19 protein-coding genes are annotated in these 22807 nt (G+C 38.5%); 6 read left to right on the top strand and 13 right to left on the bottom strand.

All coding sequences use genetic code 11. The annotated features are described in order from the left end of the window. Positions 1 to 3: 3 nt before the first annotated feature. From APB85_RS07445 to xrtF, 11 genes are all read right to left on the bottom strand, one after another. Positions 4 to 2352: a multicopper oxidase domain-containing protein gene (locus APB85_RS07445; protein WP_057482698.1), complete on the bottom strand. Its 2349-nt coding sequence runs from the start codon at positions 2350 to 2352 to the stop codon at positions 4 to 6. Positions 2353 to 2427: 75 nt separating this feature from the next. Then, on the bottom strand, positions 2428 to 2922 hold the full coding sequence (locus tag APB85_RS07440; RefSeq protein WP_057482697.1) for a DUF305 domain-containing protein: 495 nt from the start codon (positions 2920 to 2922) through the stop codon (positions 2428 to 2430). A 30-nt stretch (positions 2923 to 2952) separates the two neighbouring features. Continuing rightward, the gene (locus APB85_RS07435; protein ID WP_057482696.1) at positions 2953 to 3501 is read right to left on the bottom strand and encodes a DUF3347 domain-containing protein; all 549 of its coding nucleotides are present in this window, start codon (positions 3499 to 3501) and stop codon (positions 2953 to 2955) included. Positions 3502 to 3575: 74 nt separating this feature from the next. Next, the gene (locus APB85_RS07430; RefSeq protein ID WP_057482695.1) at positions 3576 to 4145 is read right to left on the bottom strand and encodes a helix-turn-helix domain-containing protein; all 570 of its coding nucleotides are present in this window, start codon (positions 4143 to 4145) and stop codon (positions 3576 to 3578) included. 38 nt (positions 4146 to 4183) lie between these two features. Further along, the gene (locus APB85_RS07425; RefSeq protein WP_057482694.1) at positions 4184 to 5899 is read right to left on the bottom strand and encodes an efflux RND transporter periplasmic adaptor subunit; all 1716 of its coding nucleotides are present in this window, start codon (positions 5897 to 5899) and stop codon (positions 4184 to 4186) included. Positions 5900 to 5984: 85 nt separating this feature from the next. Continuing rightward, positions 5985 to 7229 (bottom strand): TolC family protein, encoded by a 1245-nt coding sequence (locus tag APB85_RS07420; RefSeq protein ID WP_057482733.1) that lies wholly within the window; start codon positions 7227 to 7229, stop codon positions 5985 to 5987. A 37-nt stretch (positions 7230 to 7266) separates the two neighbouring features. Beyond that, positions 7267 to 7620 (bottom strand): four helix bundle protein, encoded by a 354-nt coding sequence (locus APB85_RS07415; protein WP_057482693.1) that lies wholly within the window; start codon positions 7618 to 7620, stop codon positions 7267 to 7269. 12 nt (positions 7621 to 7632) lie between these two features. After that, positions 7633 to 11406, bottom strand: coding sequence for an efflux RND transporter permease subunit (locus APB85_RS07410; RefSeq protein WP_057482692.1), 3774 nt, complete (start codon positions 11404 to 11406; stop codon positions 7633 to 7635). 104 nt (positions 11407 to 11510) lie between these two features. Next, positions 11511 to 11903, bottom strand: coding sequence for an HYC_CC_PP family protein (locus APB85_RS07405; RefSeq protein WP_057482691.1), 393 nt, complete (start codon positions 11901 to 11903; stop codon positions 11511 to 11513). A gap of 66 nt (positions 11904 to 11969) precedes the next feature. Continuing rightward, the gene (locus APB85_RS07400) at positions 11970 to 12413 is read right to left on the bottom strand and encodes an exosortase F system-associated membrane protein (RefSeq protein ID WP_057482690.1); all 444 of its coding nucleotides are present in this window, start codon (positions 12411 to 12413) and stop codon (positions 11970 to 11972) included. Continuing rightward, a complete protein-coding gene (gene xrtF, locus APB85_RS07395) occupies positions 12410 to 12955 on the bottom strand; it encodes an exosortase family protein XrtF (RefSeq protein WP_057482689.1) in 546 nt (181 codons plus the stop codon). Before xrtF ends, APB85_RS07400 begins: the two co-directional genes overlap by 4 nt. Before the next feature lie 87 nt (positions 12956 to 13042). Here xrtF and APB85_RS07390 point away from each other — a divergent pair, with 87 nt between their 5' ends. Beyond that, a complete protein-coding gene (locus APB85_RS07390; RefSeq protein WP_057482688.1) occupies positions 13043 to 13501 on the top strand; it encodes a GAF domain-containing protein in 459 nt (152 codons plus the stop codon). Between the two features lie 4 nt (positions 13502 to 13505). On the opposite strand, the gene APB85_RS07385 is transcribed toward APB85_RS07390, so the two are convergent. After that, complete coding sequence (locus APB85_RS07385; RefSeq protein ID WP_057482687.1) at positions 13506 to 14039, bottom strand: hypothetical protein; 534 nt, start codon at positions 14037 to 14039, stop codon at positions 13506 to 13508. Between the two features lie 11 nt (positions 14040 to 14050). After that, on the bottom strand, positions 14051 to 15304 hold the full coding sequence (locus APB85_RS07380; protein WP_057482686.1) for an ABC transporter permease: 1254 nt from the start codon (positions 15302 to 15304) through the stop codon (positions 14051 to 14053). A 336-nt stretch (positions 15305 to 15640) separates the two neighbouring features. Here APB85_RS07380 and purH point away from each other — a divergent pair, with 336 nt between their 5' ends. The 5 genes from purH (at position 15641) to rodA (ending at position 22692) form a co-directional block, all read left to right on the top strand. Continuing rightward, positions 15641 to 17173, top strand: coding sequence for a bifunctional phosphoribosylaminoimidazolecarboxamide formyltransferase/IMP cyclohydrolase (purH, locus tag APB85_RS07375; protein WP_057482685.1), 1533 nt, complete (start codon positions 15641 to 15643; stop codon positions 17171 to 17173). 38 nt (positions 17174 to 17211) lie between these two features. Continuing rightward, a complete protein-coding gene (locus APB85_RS07370; protein ID WP_057482684.1) occupies positions 17212 to 18240 on the top strand; it encodes a rod shape-determining protein in 1029 nt (342 codons plus the stop codon). A gap of 15 nt (positions 18241 to 18255) precedes the next feature. Further along, on the top strand, positions 18256 to 19083 hold the full coding sequence (mreC, locus tag APB85_RS07365; RefSeq protein WP_057482683.1) for a rod shape-determining protein MreC: 828 nt from the start codon (positions 18256 to 18258) through the stop codon (positions 19081 to 19083). A gap of 492 nt (positions 19084 to 19575) precedes the next feature. Then, a complete protein-coding gene (mrdA, locus tag APB85_RS07355; protein ID WP_057482681.1) occupies positions 19576 to 21444 on the top strand; it encodes a penicillin-binding protein 2 in 1869 nt (622 codons plus the stop codon). Then, on the top strand, positions 21445 to 22692 hold the full coding sequence (gene rodA, locus APB85_RS07350; protein ID WP_057482680.1) for a rod shape-determining protein RodA: 1248 nt from the start codon (positions 21445 to 21447) through the stop codon (positions 22690 to 22692). Positions 22693 to 22807: the final 115 nt, after the last annotated feature.

Genomic DNA, 22807 nt, shown 5'->3' with positions numbered 1-22807 from the left:
TTTTTAAAATCTTAAGGACAAACCTCCTCCGGCACCAAAGCGATTGTCATAACTTCCCATCAGCGAAAAGTTTTTAGAAAGAAAATATTCCAGTCCGGCGGTCCAAACCTGTTCGTCTTCAAAATTCTTTCCTAGTTCAAGATCGTTAACCCAACCAAAATCTGCTTGAAATTCATATTCTCCAAATAATACTAGCCGAGGGAAGATCATAATTTCCCTGGCAAGACTAATTTGAGGCCTCAACTTATTATCTAGACGAAGGTCTAAAGCAAACATATATGGAGTAAAATACCTGATCCCTCCAATCGCTGTAGTACTAAGTTCATCCATGCTATCTTCCATTTCGTTCTCCACATTTACCCCTCCAAAAAGTCGAACCCAGTCATAAAGGTAATATTCATAGGTGAATTCAGCTTCAAGGTTCTGGTTCCAGCCGTATTCAGCCAAAGCAGTAAATTGATTTCTTATATTTGAACTCACCACATTAAGCTCTGTCATGTGGGATGCAGCATCTAACATTCCCCAGGTATAGAATTTATTCGTTTCCTGGACTAAATTACTTAGAGGAAAGGGCTTCATTCTTTCGTCCCTTTTGGTATCATAACTTACCACTCTTGCCATACCTGAATCCAGATGATACAAGATGTGGCAATGTAAAAACCAGTCTCCATACTCATTCCCGTAAAATTCGATAGTCACTTCCCGCATTGGCGGCACATTAACCGTATGTTTTAAAGGTGAATATTCCCCATTTTCATTTATTACCCTAAAAAAGTGGCCGTGCAGGTGCATAGGGTGGTGCATCATGGTAAGGTTATTAAAAGTAATTCGGGTAACCTCATCGCCTTCAATTTTTATTTTATCTGATTCCGCCAAAGGCACCCCGTTTAAACTCCACACATAACGAGACATATTCCCTGTTAAATTCAGAAGAATATCTGTGACCGGAATATCTTCATCGTAATCCGTCTTTACAGGAGCTTTCAAATAATCATAATTATATTCTGAAAACATATCCATACCACCAGATTCTTCCTCTTCCATATCTTTCATCTCATCCTTCTGCATATTTTTTTCAGAAGAATCAGTCATTTTCATAGTGTCTTTCTCCATTTTCATTTTGGAATGATCCATCCCTGACATCGCGGAATCTTTCTCCATATCCATCTTCATATTAGCATGGTCCATTCCATCCATTTGCATGCCCCATTTCTCCTTAAGTTCATAAGGATCTGGGTTACCGGGGTTAAATTGCATTGCAGGTGCGCCCATTCTCATTTTCATCTTAGCCATTTTCTGCATCATCCCAATTTTATCTGGTCTTGGCACATCGGGAGCGGGAAGAACTCTACCGGTACCAAGATAAGCTGAAGCCGTACCCGAACCATCCTGAGCCATAATTTTGAATTCTATTTTTCCCTCTTCAGGAATGGTTACGATAAAGTCATAAGTTTCTGCAACACCTATAAATGTTTTATTCTTTTTAACCGGCACTACATTTTTTCCATCGGCAGAAACCAACGTAGGCATATTACCTCCAAAAGTCATCCAAAAAGATGTAGAGGCTGCACCATCTATAATACGCAGTCTAACCTTTTCCCCAGGTTTAAATTCGGGATATTCTATTTTTTCTTCCCCATTAATGAGGAATGCAGGATAGTAAATATCAGCAATGTCAGCACCTTCCATACGTTGCCTCCAAAAATTGATTTGCGCTCCTAAAGCACCCCGCTTAATTACCTGGTTTAAAGGTGTAGCAGTTCCTTTTTTAATATTGTACCATTCGGTTCCTCTTTTCAGGAATCTAAGGACATCCTTGGGTTTTTCATTAGTCCAGTCTGAAAGTACCAATACCAGATCTTTATCATAATCCAGTTCCTTTTCTTTGGGATTTATCAATAAAGAGCCATACACCCCGCTTTGCTCCTGCAGCATGGTATGCGAATGGTACCAATAAGTACCATGTTGTTTTATTTCAAATTCATATTTAAAAGTAGTACCAGGTTTTATTGGCGGGGTGGTTAAATAAGGCACCCCATCATAGAAATTAGGCAAGAGCATCCCGTGCCAGTGGATAGAGGTCTCCACATCCATTTTATTTTCAACATAAATTACGGCATACTCACCTTCGATAAATTCGAGAGTGGGCCCGGGAATACCTCCATTTACGGTCATCCCCATGGTTTCTTTTCCTTCGGCCTTGGTTACCTTTTCCTGGTCTATAGTAATTTTATATTCGCGTACGGGCAGGTTATTTACATTCCCCTCTACCGAAGCCTCCGTCTCCTGTTGAGCATAGGAAAAAAAACCGAAAAGCACGAATACTAAAGACAAATAACCTTTTATTTTCATCATAACAAGGTGTATCAGATTATTTTAAAAATATTCAGAGCGTTTAAAAAGCTTTGAAAATATGGCTAGCATTATCTACTCCTCCTCATTCTCCAAACGGTATATTATCTTTTTCATTTGAGCAATTTCCCTTTTCTGAGCTTCAATAATTTCTTTAGCCAATTTTTTAGTTTCGGGATCCTGAAGATCGGCTCTTTTACTGGTTAAAATCGCGATAGAATGGTGAGGAATCATCGCTTTCATATATAAAACATCACCAATAATTGGACGTTGTGCTCTTACCAAACCTAAGGCCGAAACGAATAAGACAAGACTCCCCAAATAAATGGCAATATTTTTTTTCTTGTTTTTATACATTTTAAGCATAAGAGAAAGCATAATTACTGCCATCGCTGAAATTCCCAGGCAGGTCATATAAAATCGCGTAAGGCTAAAATATACGTGATCAAACTCGTAAGTATTGAAGTACATGGTGATGTACATCGCCAAAAAGGAGAGACCAAGCATTAGAAAAAATCTAACGTAATTACTTCCACCCTTTTTGTGTTGTTTTTTATCTTCTGTATTCATCTTATTAAGTTTTTGGTTGGTTAAGGTTTTTTATTTTTTAATTGTCTTTTTTACGGCACCACAATTAGGCATCTTATCACCGAAATATGGGTTGTTTATTTCTTCGATATCAGCATACCAGTAAGCTCCTTTATTGTTAAAAGCCATAGGGCAGAACTTTTTATAGATAGTACCACCGGAAAGTGCATCTTCAAACATAGGCCCCGCTTTTTCTGTAAATGCTGCGAATAATTCCCTTTGTTTTTCCAGGTCTTCGGTTTCAGACAATTCCTGGGCCATAGCTTTCATATCTGCACGCTCTTCCGAAAAGGAGGCAACCATACTTTTAGCGATATCCTGAACCTTGTTGGCATCAGCATTGGTTAAAGCTATTTTAATTTCCAGGTAGTTATGCCATATTTTTCCTGTCATCCCATCTATAAAATCCTGATCGGCAACATCTGCTGTTTTTTCTTCCGCTTTTTTAACCTCTTCAGGGGTGTCTATTTCAACCGATTGTTTCCCTTTGTTATCTACACAGGAAATTAGAGGGATCGTCATTAAGAAGATCACTCCAAAATTTAAGAGTATATTTTTCATTTTTGACTAGGTTTTGGTTGAACTCTAAATTACGGACAAATAGCTCCATAGCTTATCATATTTTGATAAAGCTTCTATAAAATTTGGTCTAAAGAATTCCTAAAATTTTGATTTAGAGCCTTATATTCGGTAAGATTCATTCCTGTTTCAGATTTAAATTGCCTTGACAAATGGTTAGCATTACTGTAATCCAGCAGTTGACTTATTTCCGTAAAATTATATTCACTGGTTTGAATAAGTTCTTTCACTTTTTCAATTTTTAATTTTATAAAATACTTCTCTAAAGTAGTATTTTCGGTATAGGAAAAGATCCTGCTCAATCGTGAATAATCACAATTGGTTTTCTCTGATAAATAGCTTGATAAGGTGCCTGTTTTTTCTATTGGCAACTTTTGCAGAAGGCGTATTAAACTAAGTTTTACCTTTTCCACTAAGATTCTATCGGTACTTTCGATTAACTGAAACCCGTTTTCATTCAGAACATTATACAATTTGCGTGCATCTTGCTCTTTATCAAGGCTTTTATAGACCACCCGGCCCAGTTCTACCTCAACCACTTCAACGCCAGCTTCAAGCAATTCATTTCTCACCACCTTTATACATCGGTCGCAAACCATATTTTTTATAAAAACCTTTACAAGCATTTTCTGTTAATTTTATTTAGCCCAATTATGCGGCCGTCTTACAATTTTTGTTGAGTATCTCCGCAATTCATCATTACCTCCCCGAAATATGGATTTCTAATTTCTTCGGAAAGGCTTAACCAATCGGCTCCCTTATTGTTATTTACCATAGGGCAATGTTGAATATAAACCGGTTTTTTAAAGGTTTCCATATTGGAGGCGAAAGCGATTATATTTTCTGAAAGCACTATAAAATGATCCCGTTGGTTCTCGATATTATCATTTACCGAAATAGCCTCGAGCATACTCCTGATCTTTTTAAAGTGTTGGGTTTCCATTGTTCCAAGGTTGGAGATTTTCAGGTTTTCTGTCTGCTGAAGCATTTTGTAAGCAGCAGCTTTAGTCTCTTCAACATTGGTGTTTACAAAGGCATCTTTTAGATCAAAATAAGCTGATAGCACACCGGTAAAATCTTTTTGAAAGCTATCGGGTAAATTCATCTGCATTCCAGCAGAATCCTCTTTCTTTTTACCCTGGTTCATCATAGACTTTTTGCCTTGCAATTGCGCAGCGGCATCTACGGTGAATGTTCCGTGAGCTACAATTTCTTCGCCAGCCTCAAGACCGGATAATACTTCGTAGGTTTCGCCTAAAGTGGCGCCTAATTCTATTTCCCGCATTTCAAAAACAGGCTTATCACGGCTGGTCTTCACATACACCAGCGAACGTTCTCCGGTCCATAAAACCGCAGTTTTTGGAATGCTTAAAGTAGACTCCTGTTCCTGCCCTGCACTTCTTTCTAGTTTTGCCTTAACAAACATTCCGGGTTTTAAATTTTCATTCTTATTATCCAAAACTGCCCTAAGCCTTAGCGTTCTGCTAGCTGTATTCAAAACCGGATCTATAAAAGAAATGGTAGCTTCCAGTTCCTTATCGGGATAGGCATTGGTGGTTACCTTGATCTTTTGACCTTCCTCTAAACCGGAAATCTGATTCTCATACGCATCAAAAACCGCCCAAACCGAATTCAAATTTGCCAGCTTAAACAAAGGCTGTCCCTGTTCAACATAATCTCCCTCCTGTACCAATTTTTCAGTAACCGTTCCCGATACTGTTGCAAAAACCGGAAAGTTCTCCTTTACCCGGCCGGCTTCTTCAATAGAATTTATTTGCGCGTCTGATAATTTCCATAATTTTAGTTTGTTTCGTACAGCATTATAAAGCGCCGGTTGACTTTCCTTCATTTTTGCTGCTGTAAGCAATTCCTGTTGTGCGGCAACAAGTTCTGGGGAATAAATAGTCGCCAAAAGCTTGCCCCTATTCACATTTTCACCGGTAAAACTAACATTAAGGCTTTCTATTCTTCCTGCAAAATAGGCTACCTGCACCGCATTGGCTTCTTCATTTACCTGGATCTTACCTGATAGAGTAAGGGTATTTTCAACTTCTCCCCCTCCCCCAACAGTAATGGTTTGAATATTGGCCAGAGCCATAGCATTGTTGGTCATTTGGAACTCATCTGCCCCTAGGCCATCGGCATTAGCATCTGCAGGAATAAGTTCCATTCCGCAAATAGGGCAATCACCGGGTTCGGGTTGCATAATCTGTGGATGCATAGAACAAGTCCACATTTGAGAAGTTTCTCCTTCATGATCATGCCCGTCTGCCACCTCAGTTTCTTGCTTTCCGTTTTTAACGTCTCCCGTTCCAAAGAAAAGATACCCCAGCACCAGGCCACTGATAAGGATTAAGATATAAATGATATATTTTTTCATTTTTTAAAATATTACTTGTTCTGTTAATTCTAATATTTTCGCCTGCCGGAACCTAATCTTGGGCTTTACAAAAATTATTTCTAACCTATTTACTTAGGTAATTGATTACCGCAGCTTGCATATAATAGTTCTTCACGGATTCGATAAGTCCGGTTTGAAATTTTAGCTGTAACTCCTGTATTTCCAAAACATCGTTAAAATCGATAGTGCCGGTTTCATAGCTTCTTACCAGGATTTCTTCAGCATCTTTCGCCTGTTCTAAATTTTCAATAAAGGTATTCGCAGTAACTCTTGCTGAGTTTCTAATGCTAATAGCTTCTTCTAACCTGGTTTGCAAAAGATTTAAGCGTTGGTCTTTTTGCGCCTGTAATTCTTTTTGTCGAAGTTCATTTTGCTTTGTAACGGACTTATATTTACTGTTGAAAATGGGAATAGAAAGAGAAACCATAGGCATTAGTATATCTTTCCCGTTATCGGCTAATGCCATATCGGTACGGTCTGCAACGCTTACATAATCTACCCCAAAACCCAGTTTTGGCGCCGCATCTTTAAGATTTAATTTTTCAGCTTCTACTACCGATTCATAGAGTTTGTCGAATTTCAATAATTCGGGGTGCACCTCAGCTACTCTTTCCTTTTCATTAGGTTGAGTCTCTGGAATAAAAAGCGAATCAACAACTTTTACCGAAAGATTTTCTTCCCGGTTCAGCAGATTATTAAAGAGCACTTCTTCCGCATTAAATTCCTGTTCCAGGCTTTCTTTTTGCTGAGCCAGATCATTTTGGCGCATTTGAAGCCTTAACACATCTACCGCTGAAGCACTGCCCACTTCAAGGGAATTAAGCGCCAGCTCGTGAAAGGTTTCCAATAATTCTATATTCTCCTGTAAGATTTTTTGTTTAGCCTCGTTCGCATATAATCGGTAGTAAGCCTGGGCAACAGCAAGGGCCAGTTGGCGCTTAGCGACAGCTATCTCTACATATTCTGCATCTGCCATAGAACCTGCGTAATTTTCCCTTGCGGTAATAGTTCCAAACCAGGGAAGCATCTGCCTAACGGAAAGCCTTAATTTTTGCGGACCGGTCCTGGTTTCTGGTTCACTTACGAAATACCCAATTCCAAACTCGGTATCAGGGTAAGCGTTCACCTCGTTTATCTTTTCCTCCGCAATCTCATATTTCAAATTAAAAGACTGGATCTGCGGATTATTCTCTTCCGCCACCTGGATATAAGACTCCAATTGCTGGGCACTGGAGTTATAAGTTAAAAACGAAAAGTGAAGAGTGAAAAGTACGAGAAGACTTTTAAAGCTTAACTTTCGTCCTTCCATATGCCCAATGAATTTTATTTGAAAAATTTTCATCTTACTAAATTTTAGATTTGGCGGTTTTAATGGTACTCACCAACATAGCTACCAATTCCTTGCAGTTAACCTGAAGATCCTTATGAACTGAATACTCAATAAACTCTGAATCTTTCAATAAGTCTAACCAATAAATTGTCTCGTTTGCCTCTTTTAAAGCAATGCTCATTTTGTGAATAAAGTCTTTTTTACTTTCTGCAAATTCTGCTTCTCGAATAAGCGCACCGATTGCTGTTCCACTTCTTAGAATTTGTTTACTTATCACAAACTCCTTTTTCTCATTAACAATTATTTTATGTCTCTGAATAACCAAAAGAGCAAACGAATAGCTTTTATCTCTTAAAATACTTTTAGCCATAATTGTAAATTTTTAGTTGATCACTTTTAGTTTTTCACTTTTAACTTTTAACTGACTTTCCTTTCTCCAACTAAAAAGTACCGGCACTACGAACAATGTTATTAATGCAATGAGCATTCCTCCAAAGGCAGGAATTGCCATGGGGATCATGATATCACTACCTCTCCCGGTTGATGTTAATATTGGCAACAACGCCAGAATGGTTGTAGCCGTGGTCATCAAACAAGGTCTTATCCGCTTTTCCCCTGCTTCTATTACAGATGCTCTTACCTGGTCTTTAGTTTCAGTTAGATTTTTATCGAAAGTTTGGGTAAGGTAAGTAGCCATCACCACTCCATCATCGGTTGCGATTCCAAAAAGGGCAATAAAACCTACCCAAACCGCCACACTAAGATTAATGGTATGCATCTGGAACAAATCACGAAGGTTCTCCCCAAAGAAGTTGAAATTCATAAACCAATCCTGACCATAAAACCAAATCATTAAGAAGCCTCCGGCAAAAGCAACCGCAATTCCCGTAAATACCATTAAAGAAGTTGAAACAGATTTAAACTGAAAATACAGGATCAGGAATATGATGAGCAATGATAAAGGCACAACGACAGAAAGAGTTTTTTCTGCCCTTAATTGATTTTCATAAGTTCCGGTAAAACGGTAGTTGATACCTTGGGGAACTACTAATTCCCCCGAATCTATCTTCTCCTGAATAGTTGCCTGGGCATTTTCTACCACATCTACTTCTGCATAACCATCTAGCTTATCAAACAACACGTATCCAATTAAAAAAGTGTCCTCACTTTTAATCACCTGCGGCCCCTTTTCGTACCTTATATTTACCAATTCGCTTAATGGTATAGGACTTCCGCCTTCTACAGGAACATAAATATCTTTAATGTCTTCGGGGTTAGCTCTTAATTCTCGTGGGTAACGCACTCGAACTCCGTATCGTTCCCGACCTTCTACAGTCTGCGTTATTTGCATTCCTCCCACCGCAACTTCCAGAATCTGCTGAACATCTTCAATAGATACTCCATACCTGGCAAGGCGATCGCGCTTAATATCGATCAATAAGTAAGGTTTTCCAACGATTCTATCGGCGAAAACAGCTTCATCCTTTACGCCTTCAGCTTCTTTCAGGATTTCTTCCAGCTTCATTCCGAAAGCTTCTATTTGTTGCAGGTTATCCCCTTTCACTTTTATTCCCATTGGCGCACGCATCCCGGTTTGGAGCATAACCAGACGGGTTTCTATAGGCTGAAGTTTTGGTGCCGAAGTAACTCCGGGTAATTTAGTCACCTGTACGATTTCGTTCCAAATATCATCGGGTGATTCTATTCCGGGGCGCCAGTTTCGGAAATATTCCCCATCTTCATCGGGCAGTAGTTGCTCGTGTTTCAGGCTTAATGCTTCGGAAACCAGTTTAGCTTCTTTATAATTGACATCTTCATCCATATCAGAATTAGGATTTAGTGCCAGCTTGCCATTTTTCAATACAAATAAACCATCTTCATTTACCTTATATCTTTGGCGCTCACCATCCGCATTACGCATATATTCAGATTTATACTGAATAATATTTTCGTACATAGAAAGTGGTGCAGGATCCAATGCCGATTCTGTTCGGCCAGCTTTTCCCACCACGGTTTCAATTTCAGGAATACTGGCTACAGCCATATCCAGTTGCTGCAATACTCTCTTATTTTCTTCCACGCCGGCATGAGGCATCGAAGTTGGCATCAATAAAAAGGAGCCTTCATTTAGAGAAGGCATAAATTCCTTCCCTGTATTTTGCATAATTAAGAACCCAAAAATCACAATTACCGTGGGGACCGATAGAAAAAGGATTTTATTAGCCAGCGCCCAGGTCAAAATTCGGGTATAATTTCTTCTAAAAACCGTGAAAATGCCCAGCAAACCAAAAGCGATAAGACCAACGAAAATAAGGTTCATAAAAATGCTTCGGTCAAAACCAAGCGGCCTCCAATATTCAGCCAATAAAAAGACAATGGCGAAAGCTGAAATGATGATATTGATAAGATTTGCCCTTTTTGGCGTGATCTTTTTCTGAAGTATTAAAATACCGGTAACGCCAAAAGCAACTAAAATAATGCCGGTAAAATAACCAAAGACCATCGCCGTAAGACCTGCTATGATAAGAATCGCATTGAATACATATCCTATGCTAGCTTTTGAGGTTCTTTTCTTAAAGAAAGTTGCAGCAAAAGGCGGAATTATAAATAAAGCCACGATTAGCGAAGCCACTAGCGCCATGGTTTTAGTAAATGCCAGGGGCCTAAATAATTTTCCTTCGGCTCCTATCATAGTAAAGACAGGGATAAAACTAATAATAGTGGTAAGCACTGCAGTTAAGATCGCTCCGGAAACTTCTGAAGTGGCATTATAAACAACATTGTTAATGGGAAGTTTATTTCCATTTTCATCGGTACTGCGCTCATCAAGATGCCGGAGAATATTTTCAGATAAAATAACCCCAACATCTACCATGGTTCCAATAGCAATAGCGATACCAGATAAAGCCACAATATTGGCCGGCACATTAAATAGTTTCATCGAGATAAACACCATTAAAACCGCGACCGGCAACAAGCCCGAAATAAGCACCGATGCCCGTAAATTGAAAACCATCACAATTATCACTAGAATCGTGATAAGGATTTCCATGGTTAACGCCTCCCTTAAGGTGTCCAGGGTTTCCTTTATTAGTTCAGTACGATCATAAAAAGGCACGATGGTAACCTGGGAAACGGTTCCATCCTTAAGAGTTTTGGAAGGTAAACCACGGCTAATCTCATCGATTTGATCCTTAACATTGTTGATCACTTCCAGCGGATTTGCGCCATAACGGGCCACCACGACTCCGCCAACAACCTCAGCCCCTTCCTTATCTAAAATCCCTCTTCTTTGGGCAGGACCTAAGGAAACCTTCGCAATATCTTTAATACTTACGGAAGCATAATCTTCAGAAGTCACCACTGCATTCTCGATATCCTCTACCGATTTCACATAACCTAAACCACGAACAAGGTATTCGGCATTATTGATCTCCAGGGTTTGTGCGCCTATATCTCGATTGCTTTCTTTTACCGCTAAAACCACTTCCTGAAGCCCAATTCCGTACTGGCGCATGAGCTCTGGATTAACATCTATTTGATATTCCTGAACATAGCCGCCTATAGATGCCACTTCAGAAACCCCGCTCGCTCCAGAAAGAGCATATTTCACATAATAATCCTGGATACTCCTTAGCTCATGTAAATCCCAACCACCGGTAACGTTTCCATCTTTATCGCGGCCTTCAAGAGTGTACCAGAAGATCTGACCCAAACCAGTAGCATCGGGACCCAACGCAGGACTTACATCATCCGGCAACAAATTAGAGGGAAGCGAATTGAGCTTTTCCAGAATTCTACTTCGGCTCCAATAGAACTCAACATCTTCTTCAAAAATGATATAGATACTGGAGAAGCCGAACATAGAAGAACTACGAATGGTTTTTACCCCGGGAATGCCCAAGAGTGAAGTAGTAAGCGGATAGGTGATCTGATCTTCAATATCCTGAGGTGATCGCCCCGGCCATTTGGTAAATACTATTTGCTGGTTTTCACCAATATCGGGAATCGCATCTACCGCCACAGGGTCTGAAGGCAAAAAGCCGGTGTCCCAGTTAAATGGCGCATTCACGACACCCCAACCCACAAAAAGGACGAGTAAAATAACCGCTACGAGTTTATTTTCTATTAAGAATTTAATGCCTTTGTTCAGCATAATATTTCAATTATCAAATTTTAGAATAATTTAAAAAGCCACTTATAAAAACGAGGCTATTGCCGGATTCAAAGATGAACCGGTAAGTATCTAAAATTCAATAATCAAATAAGAAAGACCTGACCTTCCAGCTGAATATCGCTGACGAGCAAGGGAGGAGAATAATCTCTAAATGGAGTAATTTCCCTTGAATAATCTTCTAAAACGAAGATATAGGAATAAGCAAAACCGGCAAGAAAAACTTGTTGGTCCAGGTCCAGAGAATCAAACTGATGTTTTAACTCATCCTGACCTTCTATTGCCAATTTTTCATTAGTGCAGCAAGAATCTTCAGCTGAAGTTTCCATTTCCATACCGCAGGTTTTGGCTTCAGAAAAAATAGCTTTATCTACTAAAAAGCTTCCGCAGAAATGTTTATCAACCGTAAAAGAAAAGGTTGAAAACAGCACTAAAAGTGCCATTGCTACAGAAATGCTATGTTGAAAAGCTTTTTTCATCAGCTACAAAAATAGGTAAAATTTTGAAATAAAGCATTTTCAGGTTTTTTGGAAAAACTTTCAATATTATGGATTTGCCCTTTTTTTCAGGCGATAATAATAAAAAGCAGGGAGTAAAATGAGAATAAACAACGGATGAATTAGGAATCTTCTCACATAAAATAAGCCCATTACATTTTGTGCATTTAGATTAAAATAAAGTACGCTAAACGTGGCCAGGCTAATTCCGAAAAGTAAAGCAAATAATAAGGCGGCGAATTTCACTATATTCTTATCCCGAAAAGATACAAAAAGAATAACCAGAGAAATTATGGTATTTAGCCAGTAACGTAAACTTATATTCAGCAATAGTTTAGGGAAGATAATTTGAGGCACATCCATCGCCAAATGCCCACCGTAACCGTAAAAATCAATGAAAGGGTCGTAAAACAGCTGATGCTCAAAAAGCCTTACTAAAACCAGTAAGACTACTAGAATCCCAATCCCCGAAAGCCTTATTAGCTGTTTCATACGCTATGTTTACGGCTATAAATTCGCACCCAAATAAGCCAAAGTATAAAAACGGTGCCGTAGATGATTAATGGAAAAATAATGCTATGAAGAAAGTCAGTATACTCAGGGTATTCATAAATTCCAATGGCAAGAATAGCGATCCTAATTATATTCATCGCGTAAACTATTACAGCGCCCGCCAGTAAATAAAGCATCGTTAATTTTAATTTTCCGAAGAAGGAAAGCACAAAAGATGCAAACAGAATTACAATACTAATCGCGTTGCAACCTTCTACAATTCTCGCTAAATAAGCGTCATTCACGATCAATTTCATAGAAAGTTCTGACTGGTGAGGTAAGATTTGCGCATTGTAACCAAAGCCACTTATTAAGGCCTCACTTTGTTTTGCCACGAGGTGGGTAAAATAATCGGGATAATAAACCGGAGATCTAAAAAACTCCAGGTAAAGATTATAGAGGAGTGTAAAAACCAGGTAACTCCCCAAAAACATAAAGATGAAACGGAGTACCGATTTATATTTAACGAATAACTTTAGCAAGTTTCGGGTTGGTTTTTAACAAATTTATATAAATATGTGCCTGCGCTTACTATTATTTTTAAATACTTTTGCACCAAAATATCAACTATGTCTTTTCAGAAATTAAAACCGGAAGTTAAAGCGATTCTTGAAAACGAAAATCTATCGGTAGACCATAAATTATCGCAGGTTTGTGAAGTTTTAAAAGAAAATATTCCTTATTACGATTGGGTAGGTTTTTATTTTAAGAACGGCGATAAGGAAGAGTTGAAATTACGCTCTTTTGCCGGGGAACCTACAGATCATACTATTATTCCTTTCGGAAAAGGGATTTGCGGGCAGGTAGCGGTTTCTAATGAAAACTTTGTAGTTCCAGATGTAAAAGCGCAAACTAATTATATAGCCTGTAGCATTAACGTGAAAGCTGAAATAGTTGTACCGCTTTTCTTGAACGGCGAGAATATTGGCCAGATCGATATTGATTCGCATACCCCAGATCCATTTTCTAAGGAAGATGAAGAATTTTTACAATGGGTGAATGAGAAAGTTGCAGAAGTTTTAAGTTAAAAACTTAAAGCAGTAATTGTTTTACGCGCTCAAAAGTTTTTTCCTCTTTTAATTTGATTAATATCACCCCACTTTCGCCGCGAACTCCATACAGAACGTTCTCGGGTTGATCGTAAAATATTTCCAGGGAAGAGACCTCCTGGGTTGTTAGAAATTCTTGCAGATCTACTGCTGTACTGTCTTCTATACCACCAAGGGAAATTACTTCTTCGTTATTGACGAATTGATATAAGGGACGGTGGCGAGAATGCAAATCTTCGCCTGGTTTTTCAGCTGCTCTTTTAGCTTCTATCTCCTTTCGCTTTTCGGGAGAAAAGCCTGTTAAGCATATAAAACGTGAGGAAAAGTTTACGGCTGTATCTGCCACTATTCGCTTTTTCAACAAACTTAATTGCTGGCTTAGTTCTTCTTCAGCTTTAAGGTTTTCTACCCATTCCTTATTTTCTTCAGCAGTAAGAATCAACCCGTCCTGGGCCACGGCAACCGATGCGGTAAATAGACTGATTAAAGCATAGAATATTTTAAATTTTAATTTCATTTCTTTAAAGTTTACATTCCTGTTCTGATAGCTTCTACCGGATCTAATTTCGAAGCTGAAATCGCCGGAACTATTCCTGAGATTAAACCGATTAATGCTGAAACCGCAGTTCCTATAAAAGCATTCCAACCAGAAAGTACAAATTGGAAATCGCCGGTAAATTGCGAAGCGGCGATGGAAACCAACCAAACAAGTCCGAGACCTACAAGACCACCAATTATTGCAAGGATTATTGCTTCAAATAAAAACTGAAACAGGATAAATTTATTCTTTGCACCTAGAGATTTCTGGATACCAATAAGGTTTGTTCGCTCTTTAACGCTAACAAACATAATATTCGCAATCCCGAAGCCCCCAACTAAAAGTGAAAATCCACTAATGATAAGTCCTATAAAATTAAGCTGGCCGGTAATATTATCTATAAAATCGGCAAATCCCTGAAGTTGATTTACAAAAAAGTTATTGATGTCACCGGGTTTAATTCCGCGGTAATTACGCAATTGCTGCTCAAGTACAGCAATGTATTCAGCATTATCCACATCATCTTCAGGTTTTAAGATCAACTGCGGAAAAACGCCTTTGTTATTATCTCCATAAACCCTTCTCGCAACATTTGCAGGAAGAAAAACCTGGCCATCCCTGGAGCCGCCAAATAGACTGGCACCCTGTTTTGACAATACGCCAATAACCGTAAGTTTACGGCCATACATACGCACTTCTTTCCCAAGCGGATCAAAGTTCCCAAAAAGATTATTGGCAATTTCGTGACCTAAAACGATTACCGGCGAACCACTAACCGATTCAGATTCGTTAAAAAACCGACCGTCTTCTAATTCAAAGGCTTCAATATCATAATATTCGTGCGTAACTGCCCCTACTCCTACGCCTGTACTGGTAACATCCTCGTGCTTTATAGATTCATTTGGCACACCAATGCTATAGGCTATAGATTCTGTATTGGGAAGATTCCTTTTTAAATATTGATATTCATCGTAAGAAACATCTGGAAATTGCTGGCGTTTCCATTGTGGAACTTCGGTAGGACCAAAAGAAAAACGCATTACTATAATGGTGCTATTATCTAAAGCGCTTAAACTCCCTTTAATTTCACGCTCTAAAGAATCTACCGCGGCAAGCACCCCAATAATGGAAAAAATACCGATAGTAACGCCAAGCAAAGACAAAAAAGTTCTTAGCTTATTGTTTTTTAATGCGTTGATCGCAAAATTAAAACTCTCTTTAAGTACGCGTAAATATATCAGCATAATAAACAAAGCTCGGGACAGACCCACGAGTTATTGGGTTGAAAAATTAAAAACACTTTAACGCCAGTTTCGGCACATTTTAAACCTCACTTAATGAGTAAACTACTTCGGAGCAAGCTCAAGAAGCATTATTCTCGGAAATATAATTTGATTTCGAGGCAAACATCGGAGCATTTAATCTCGATTATCGAGTAAATAAAGCCCAGATTATTTTGTGCTTAGTGGTATGACGCCCGGGTTTAAAATTCGTTACAAAATTTCTGGATAAATAAAAGAAATGCCTTTTATGTTTTTGGCTTAAATACTTACTTTTGCCACTTTAACAAACACAACACAATGAGCGACTTAAAAAAAGCAAAATCTGCTTTAATTTCTGTATTTAGCAAAGACGGCCTGGAACCCATCGTAAAAAAACTGAACGACCTGGGAATCACCATTTACTCTACCGGAGGTACCGAAAAATTCATCAAAGATCTGGGAATTAACGTAGTTCCTGTAGAAGATGTGACTTCATATCCTTCAATTTTAGGCGGACGTGTTAAAACACTTCATCCAAAAGTTTTCGGCGGAATTTTAAATCGTCAGGATAATGAAGGTGATGTAAAGGAACTTGCTGAATACGAAATTCCGCAGATAGACATTGTGATTGTAGACCTTTATCCTTTTGAGAAAACCGTAGCTTCGGGAGCTTCAGAACAGGATATTATTGAAAAAATAGATATTGGCGGAATTTCGCTTATTCGCGCTGCCGCAAAGAACTTTAAAGATGTGCTTTGCGTTTCTTCGGTTGAAGATTATAAAGGTTTTGAAAATTTACTGGACGAAAAAAGTGGAGAAACCAGCCTTGCTGATCGTAAACTTTTCGCAGGAAAAGCTTTTAATGTTTCTTCCCATTATGACACGGCTATTTTCAATTATTTTAATGCTAACCAGGAAATTGAAGCTTACAAACAAAGTTTCCAAAACGGAAAAGCCCTTAGATATGGTGAAAACCCGCATCAAAAAGGGGAGTTTTATGGCGATTTTGATGCGATGTTTGAAAAACTACACGGAAAAGAACTTTCGTACAACAACCTGTTAGATGTAGATGCCTCGGTAAACCTTATTAATGAATTTAAAGGCGAAGACCCAACTTTTGCTATTTTAAAGCACAACAACGCCTGTGGTTTGGCACAACGCGACACTTTACACCAGGCTTATATAGATGCATTGGCAGGAGATCCGGTTTCAGCCTTTGGTGGTGTTTTAATTAGTAATGTTGAAATTGACAAAGCTACAGCTGAAGAAATTCATAAATTATTCTGCGAAGTAGTAATAGCCCCTTCGTTCTCTGCAGAGGCCGAAGATATCCTTAAGGGAAAAAAGAATAGAATTTTATTGATCCAGAAAGAAACCGAACTTCCGCAGAAACAAGTTAAAACTTGTTTAAACGGAGTTTTAGTTCAGGAGAAAGATCATAAAACAGATGCTCTTGAAGATTTAAAACAGGCGACAAACAATAATCCAACAGATGATGAGTTATCTGACCTGTTATTCGCTTCAAAAATCTGTAAGCACACAAAATCCAACACTATCGTATTGGCAAAAAACAAGCAATTATGTGCCAGCGGTACCGGGCAAACTTCTCGTGTAGACGCTTTAAAACAAAGTATCGAGAAGGCAAAATCTTTTAATTTCAGTTTAAAAGGAGCGGTAATGGCGAGTGATGCATTTTTCCCATTTCCTGATTGTGTGGAGATTGCCGGAAACGAAGGAATTTCAGCGGTAATTCAGCCGGGAGGATCAATAAAAGATCAACTTAGTATAGATTATTGCAACGAAAATAATATAGCGATGGTGATGACTGGAACACGCCATTTTAAACATTAATTTTAGTACATTTACCAAACCTCAATACCAAATAAACCATGGGATTTTTTGACTTTCTCATTGAAGAAATAGCAATAGATTTAGGAACTGCGAACACCCTTATAATTCATAATGATAAGGTGGTGGTAGACAGTCCCTCTATTGTTGCAAGAGACCGTACTACGGGAAAAATAACCGCAGTAGGGAAAGAAGCTGCGATGATGCAGGGAAAAACCCATGAGAATATAAAAACCATTCGCCCATTGAAAGATGGGGTAATTGCCGATTTTGATGCTAGTGAGAAAATGCTCACCATGTTCATTAAAGAAATTCCGGCGCTTAAAAAGAAGATGTTTACGCCGGCGCTTAGAATGGTAATTTGTATTCCATCTGGCATTACCGAAGTAGAAATGCGTGCGGTAAAAGAAAGTGCAGAGCGTGTGAACGGGAAAGAGGTTTACCTTATTCACGAGCCTATGGCGGCTGCAATTGGTATTGGCGTAGATATTATGCAGCCTAAAGGAAATATGATCGTAGACATAGGTGGTGGTACTACCGAAATCGCCGTAATTGCGCTTGGCGGGATTGTTTGCGATAAATCGGTTAAAATCGCCGGTGATGTATTTACAAATGATATTGTTTATTATATGCGTACACAGCACAACTTATATGTTGGAGAGCGTACTGCTGAAAAAATAAAAATACAGATTGGTGCAGCGACTGAAGATTTAGAAGTTCCGCCAGAAGAAATGAGTGTTCAGGGACGTGACCTTTTAACAGGAAAACCCAAACAGGTAAACATTTCTTATCGTGAAATTGCTAAAGCCCTGGATAAATCAATTCTAAGGATTGAGGATGCGGTAATGGAAACCTTATCGCAAACCCCTCCAGAACTTGCTGCCGATATTTACAATACCGGTATTTATCTTGCTGGTGGTGGATCTATGCTTAGAGGTTTGGATAAAAGGTTATCTCAAAAAACCGATCTTCCGGTTTATATCGCCGAAGATCCATTAAGAGCGGTAGTAAGAGGAACCGGAATATGCTTAAAAACCCTAAATAGATATAAGGGAATTTTGATAAAGTAGGAGAAGTAGTTTTTTATGCAGCAAATTTTCAATTTTCTTATTCGGAATAAGAATAATATTCTATTCTTATTTCTGCTGTCATTAGCTGTATTTTTCACTATTCAAACCCATTCTTATCACAAGAGTAGCTTTATAAGTTCGGCCAACAGTCTTACCGGTGGCATCTATTCCTGGGCTAACGATTTTGATAAGTACATGCATTTAGATGAGTACAACAAGCGACTCATGGAAGAGAATAAGCAGTTGCGTAACGTACTCACCAATTTAAACGACACAATTTCGGTAGAAAACTATACCGATACTTCCAGTTTTGATGGCACTTATTATTTTAGAACTGCAAGAGTGATTAATAATAATTATGCCAAGCGAAATAATTTCCTAACCCTTAACCAGGGAAAAGAAGCCGGCATAAAATCTGAATTTGGAGTTATTACCAGCAAAGGAGTAATTGGAATTATAGACAGGGTTAACAACAGGTTTTCCCGGGTAATTTCCATATTGAATTCAGAATCCCGGATTAATGCCCAATTGAGTAAAACCAATCATTTTGGAAGTTTAATATGGAATGGCAAAAACCCCAATATTGTACAGTTAATTGATGTTCCCAGGCAGGCACCTGTTAAAGAGGGAGATACCATTGTAACCGGAGGTAAATCTTTAATTTTTCCTGAAGGAATTCCTATTGGTAGCATTGAAGATTTTAAATTAGACCAAAGCGAGAGTTATTACACTATTAATGTTAAGCTCTTTAATGATATGACCAATATTGGTTATGTGTATGTTATCGAGAACCTGGAGCGGGAAGAAATACTGGAATTAGAGGAGCAGGAAGATGAACAATAGTATTCTAAAAAATATCATCAGGTTTGTTGGCTTAGTATTTATACAGGTACTAATCCTCAACAATATTAATTTTCTGGGTTATATAAATCCATATCTATACGTCCTGTTTATCTTGCTTTACCCATTTAATGGAAACCAAAGCATTTTTTTAGTCCTGGCATTTTTATTAGGCTTTAGTATAGATCTTTTTGAGGATAGTGGCGGGATTCACGCAGCTGCCTGTACAGTAATTGCTTTTATTAGACCTAACTTGCTTAGATTTTCATTTGGAATAAGTTATGACCATCAAAACTTAAGACTTTCTACCACCCCAATTGGGGCAAGATTAAGCTATATTTTTATTAGTATTTTAATCCATCATTTTATATTATTTTTCTTGGAAATGTTTAGCTTAAGTCATATAATAATAGTTCTCAAGAAAACGTTATTTTCAGGGATCTTCAGTGTTATTATGATCATGCTTAGTTTAGCAGTTTTCAGCAAAAAATATAGATGAGAAAATTACTTCTTTACATTATTATCTTTACCACGGGCCTTATTTTTCTTGCCCGTCTTTTCTATTTACAAATAATGGACGATTCTCTTGCGGTAAGATCGCAGGATAATGCCATAGAAGTTGTTTACGATTATCCGCAACGCGGTTATATTTCTGACAGAAATGGGAAATTAATGGTTTCTAACCAGCCTTCTTACGATGTGATGGCGATTCCCAGAAACCTAAAACCTTTTGACACTACCGAATTTTGTAAGATTCTAAGCATAGAACCTGAGGAACTGGGCCGTCGCCTAGATAAAGCAAAGATCTACTCGCCTATTCTTCCTTCGGTAATTATTCCGCAGCTTACCAAAGCTGAATATGCCTATTTACAGGAGAAAATGCGTAAATATGAAGGTTTCTATATTCAAAAGCGTTCCTTAAGAGATTACCAGGTAGACCACAGCGCAAATGTGCTGGGTTATATTGCACAGGTAAATCAGAAGAAAGTTAACGAAGACCCGTATTATATTTCTGGTGACCTTATTGGCCGAAGTGGTGTAGAAAAAGTTTACGAAGAATTACTACGTGGTGAGAAAGGGGTGAAATACATTCAGAAAGATAGGTTTAACCGGGATATTGGGCCATATAAAGACGGTATTTACGATACATTGCCAACCAAAGGAAAGGATATCAGCATTACCATAGATGCCGAGCTTCAGGCCTATGGAGAAAAATTAATGAAAAACAAACGCGGCGGAATTGTTGCCATAGAGCCAGAAAGCGGTGAAATTCTATCTTTGGTAACTGCTCCCACTTACGATCCGGCATTACTGGTGGGCCGCAAGAGATCTCCCAACTACACCAGACTTTACTACGATTCTATTGCCCAGCCACTTTACGATCGCGGACTTTTAGCCGAATACCCTCCCGGATCTCCTTTTAAAACCTTAACCGGACTAATAGCACTTCAGGAAGGAGTTATAGATACAGACGACAGATTCTCCTGTAATAATGGTTACCATTATGGTGCAAGACGCCCTTTAGGATGCCACTCGCATCCCAGTCCACTTAATTTGGTGCCGGGAATTGCACACTCCTGTAATTCTTACTTTGCTCAGGTTTATCGAAAAACGATAGAAAAATATCCAACTCCGCAGGAAGGAATGGACACATGGAACAAGCACTTACAAAGTTTTGGACTTGGGCAGTTTATGGGGAATGACCTCAGTACCGGTAGACCGGGAAAAATACCCGATGCCGATTATTATAACCGAATTTATAATTACCCAACCTATAAGTGGTACTCTACGGCTACAATTTCTAATGCCATTGGCCAGGGTGAAATTTTAATGACTCCTATTCAATTAGCGAACATGACAGCCACCATTGCCAATCGTGGCTGGTATTATACTCCGCATATTTTAAAAGAAATTGATGGAGACCCTATAAAGGAAGAAAAATTCACGGTGAAGAATCAAACTACTATAGACAGAGAGCATTTTGATCCAGTAGTTGAAGGAATGCACGAGGTTTATAAAAATGGTACCGCCAGAAGTTTGCAAATACCGGGTATTGAAATTGCCGGAAAAACCGGTACTGCTGAAAACTACACAAAAATAGATGGTAAGCGAACCCAACTTACAGATCACTCCATTTTTGTGGCTTTTGCACCGGTAGATAACCCCAAAATAGCAATTGCCGTATTTGTAGAAAACGGATATTGGGGAAGCCGTTATGCAGGAAGAATTGCAAGCCTAATGGTTGAAAAATATATTAAAAAAGAAATAACCCGAACAGATATGGAAGACTGGATCTTAAACAACAGTCTTGAAGAAGAGTATGCAAAACCATTAAGCGGGGAACCTTTTATAATTAATCGATAAATGGGGAAAAGTGTAGCGGGATTCGATTGGCTTACTATTTTAATTTATCTCTTATTAGTTGGATTTGGCTGGGCTAATATTTACTCAGCTTCCCTGGCTGAAAGTCATACCAGTTTTTTTGAATTCAATCAAATATATAGCAAACAGGGACTATGGATCATTTTAAGCTTTCTTTTAATAATTATATTATTATCTATTGAAGCTAAATTTTACCAAAGATTTTCCAGTGTTATTTATGCCATAAGCCTGCTAAGCTTAGCAGGATTGTTTGTTTTTGGTAGCACAATTGCCGGCCAAACTGCCTGGTACCAAATAGGTCCTATTAGTATCCAACCGGCAGAGTTTGCAAAAGCAGCAACTGCACTTGCCGTCGCGAAATACTTAAGCGGCATACAAACCAATATTAAAGATTTTAAGCATCAATTAAGGGTTTTTCTAATAATTGGCCTTCCAATGATCTTAGTGCTGTTACAGCCAGATGCAGGGAGTGCTATGGTATATTTTTCATTTGCTTTCGCCCTTTATCGCGAAGGTCTTCATTTTGCTTATCTATTATTAGGATTTTTTGCAGCTACACTTTTTGTAGCCACTCTTGCTTTTGGTCCCGCGTGGGTTATTGGCGGCGTTTTATTAATCGCTGTATTGGTTTACCTCAAAAACTTAAAGCGAAGACCAAACCTCCTTAAATACCTATTCTTTGCTGCAGTAGCCATAGGATTTTCCCTTTCGGTAAATTATGTTTTTGAAAATGTTTTTAAACAACACCACAGGGATCGTTTTAATATAGTACTGGGCAAAGAAGTGGATTCCCGCGGAATTGGTTATAATACCAATCAAAGTGAAATTGCAATTGGTAGTGGCGGCTTATTTGGAAAAGGCTGGACCGAAGGAACTCAAACCAAAGGGCATTTTGTCCCAGAACAACATACAGACTATATTTTTAGCACCGTAGGAGAAGAATGGGGATTTTTAGGCAGTACTTTTATCCTTGGCCTTTTCGTCATGCTTATGTTACGCCTACTCTACCTTGCAGAACGGCAAAGGTCTACTTTTACCAGGGTTTATGGTTATGGGGTAATAGGAATCATTTTTATGCACTTTCTGGTAAATATAGGGATGGTTATTGGTATCTTCCCTACTGTAGGTATTCCTTTGCCTTTCTTGAGTTACGGAGGCTCGGGTCTTTGGGCATTTACTATCCTACTCTTTATTTTTATAAAACTGGATTCAGATAGGATGTCATTTTAATTACAGCGTTCTACCATAAGTAAAATCGCAGCTACAATTAATATGACTAACGGATAAATATATTTTCGTTTCAACATAATGCAAATCTAAGTTTTTCAGAAGAAAATTATCTGCC

This window comes from Salegentibacter mishustinae, assembly GCF_002900095.1.
GTDB lineage: Bacteria > Bacteroidota > Bacteroidia > Flavobacteriales > Flavobacteriaceae > Salegentibacter > Salegentibacter mishustinae.
The sequence above is the reverse complement of the archived record's forward strand: the minus strand, read 5'-3'. Positions and strand labels throughout refer to the sequence as shown.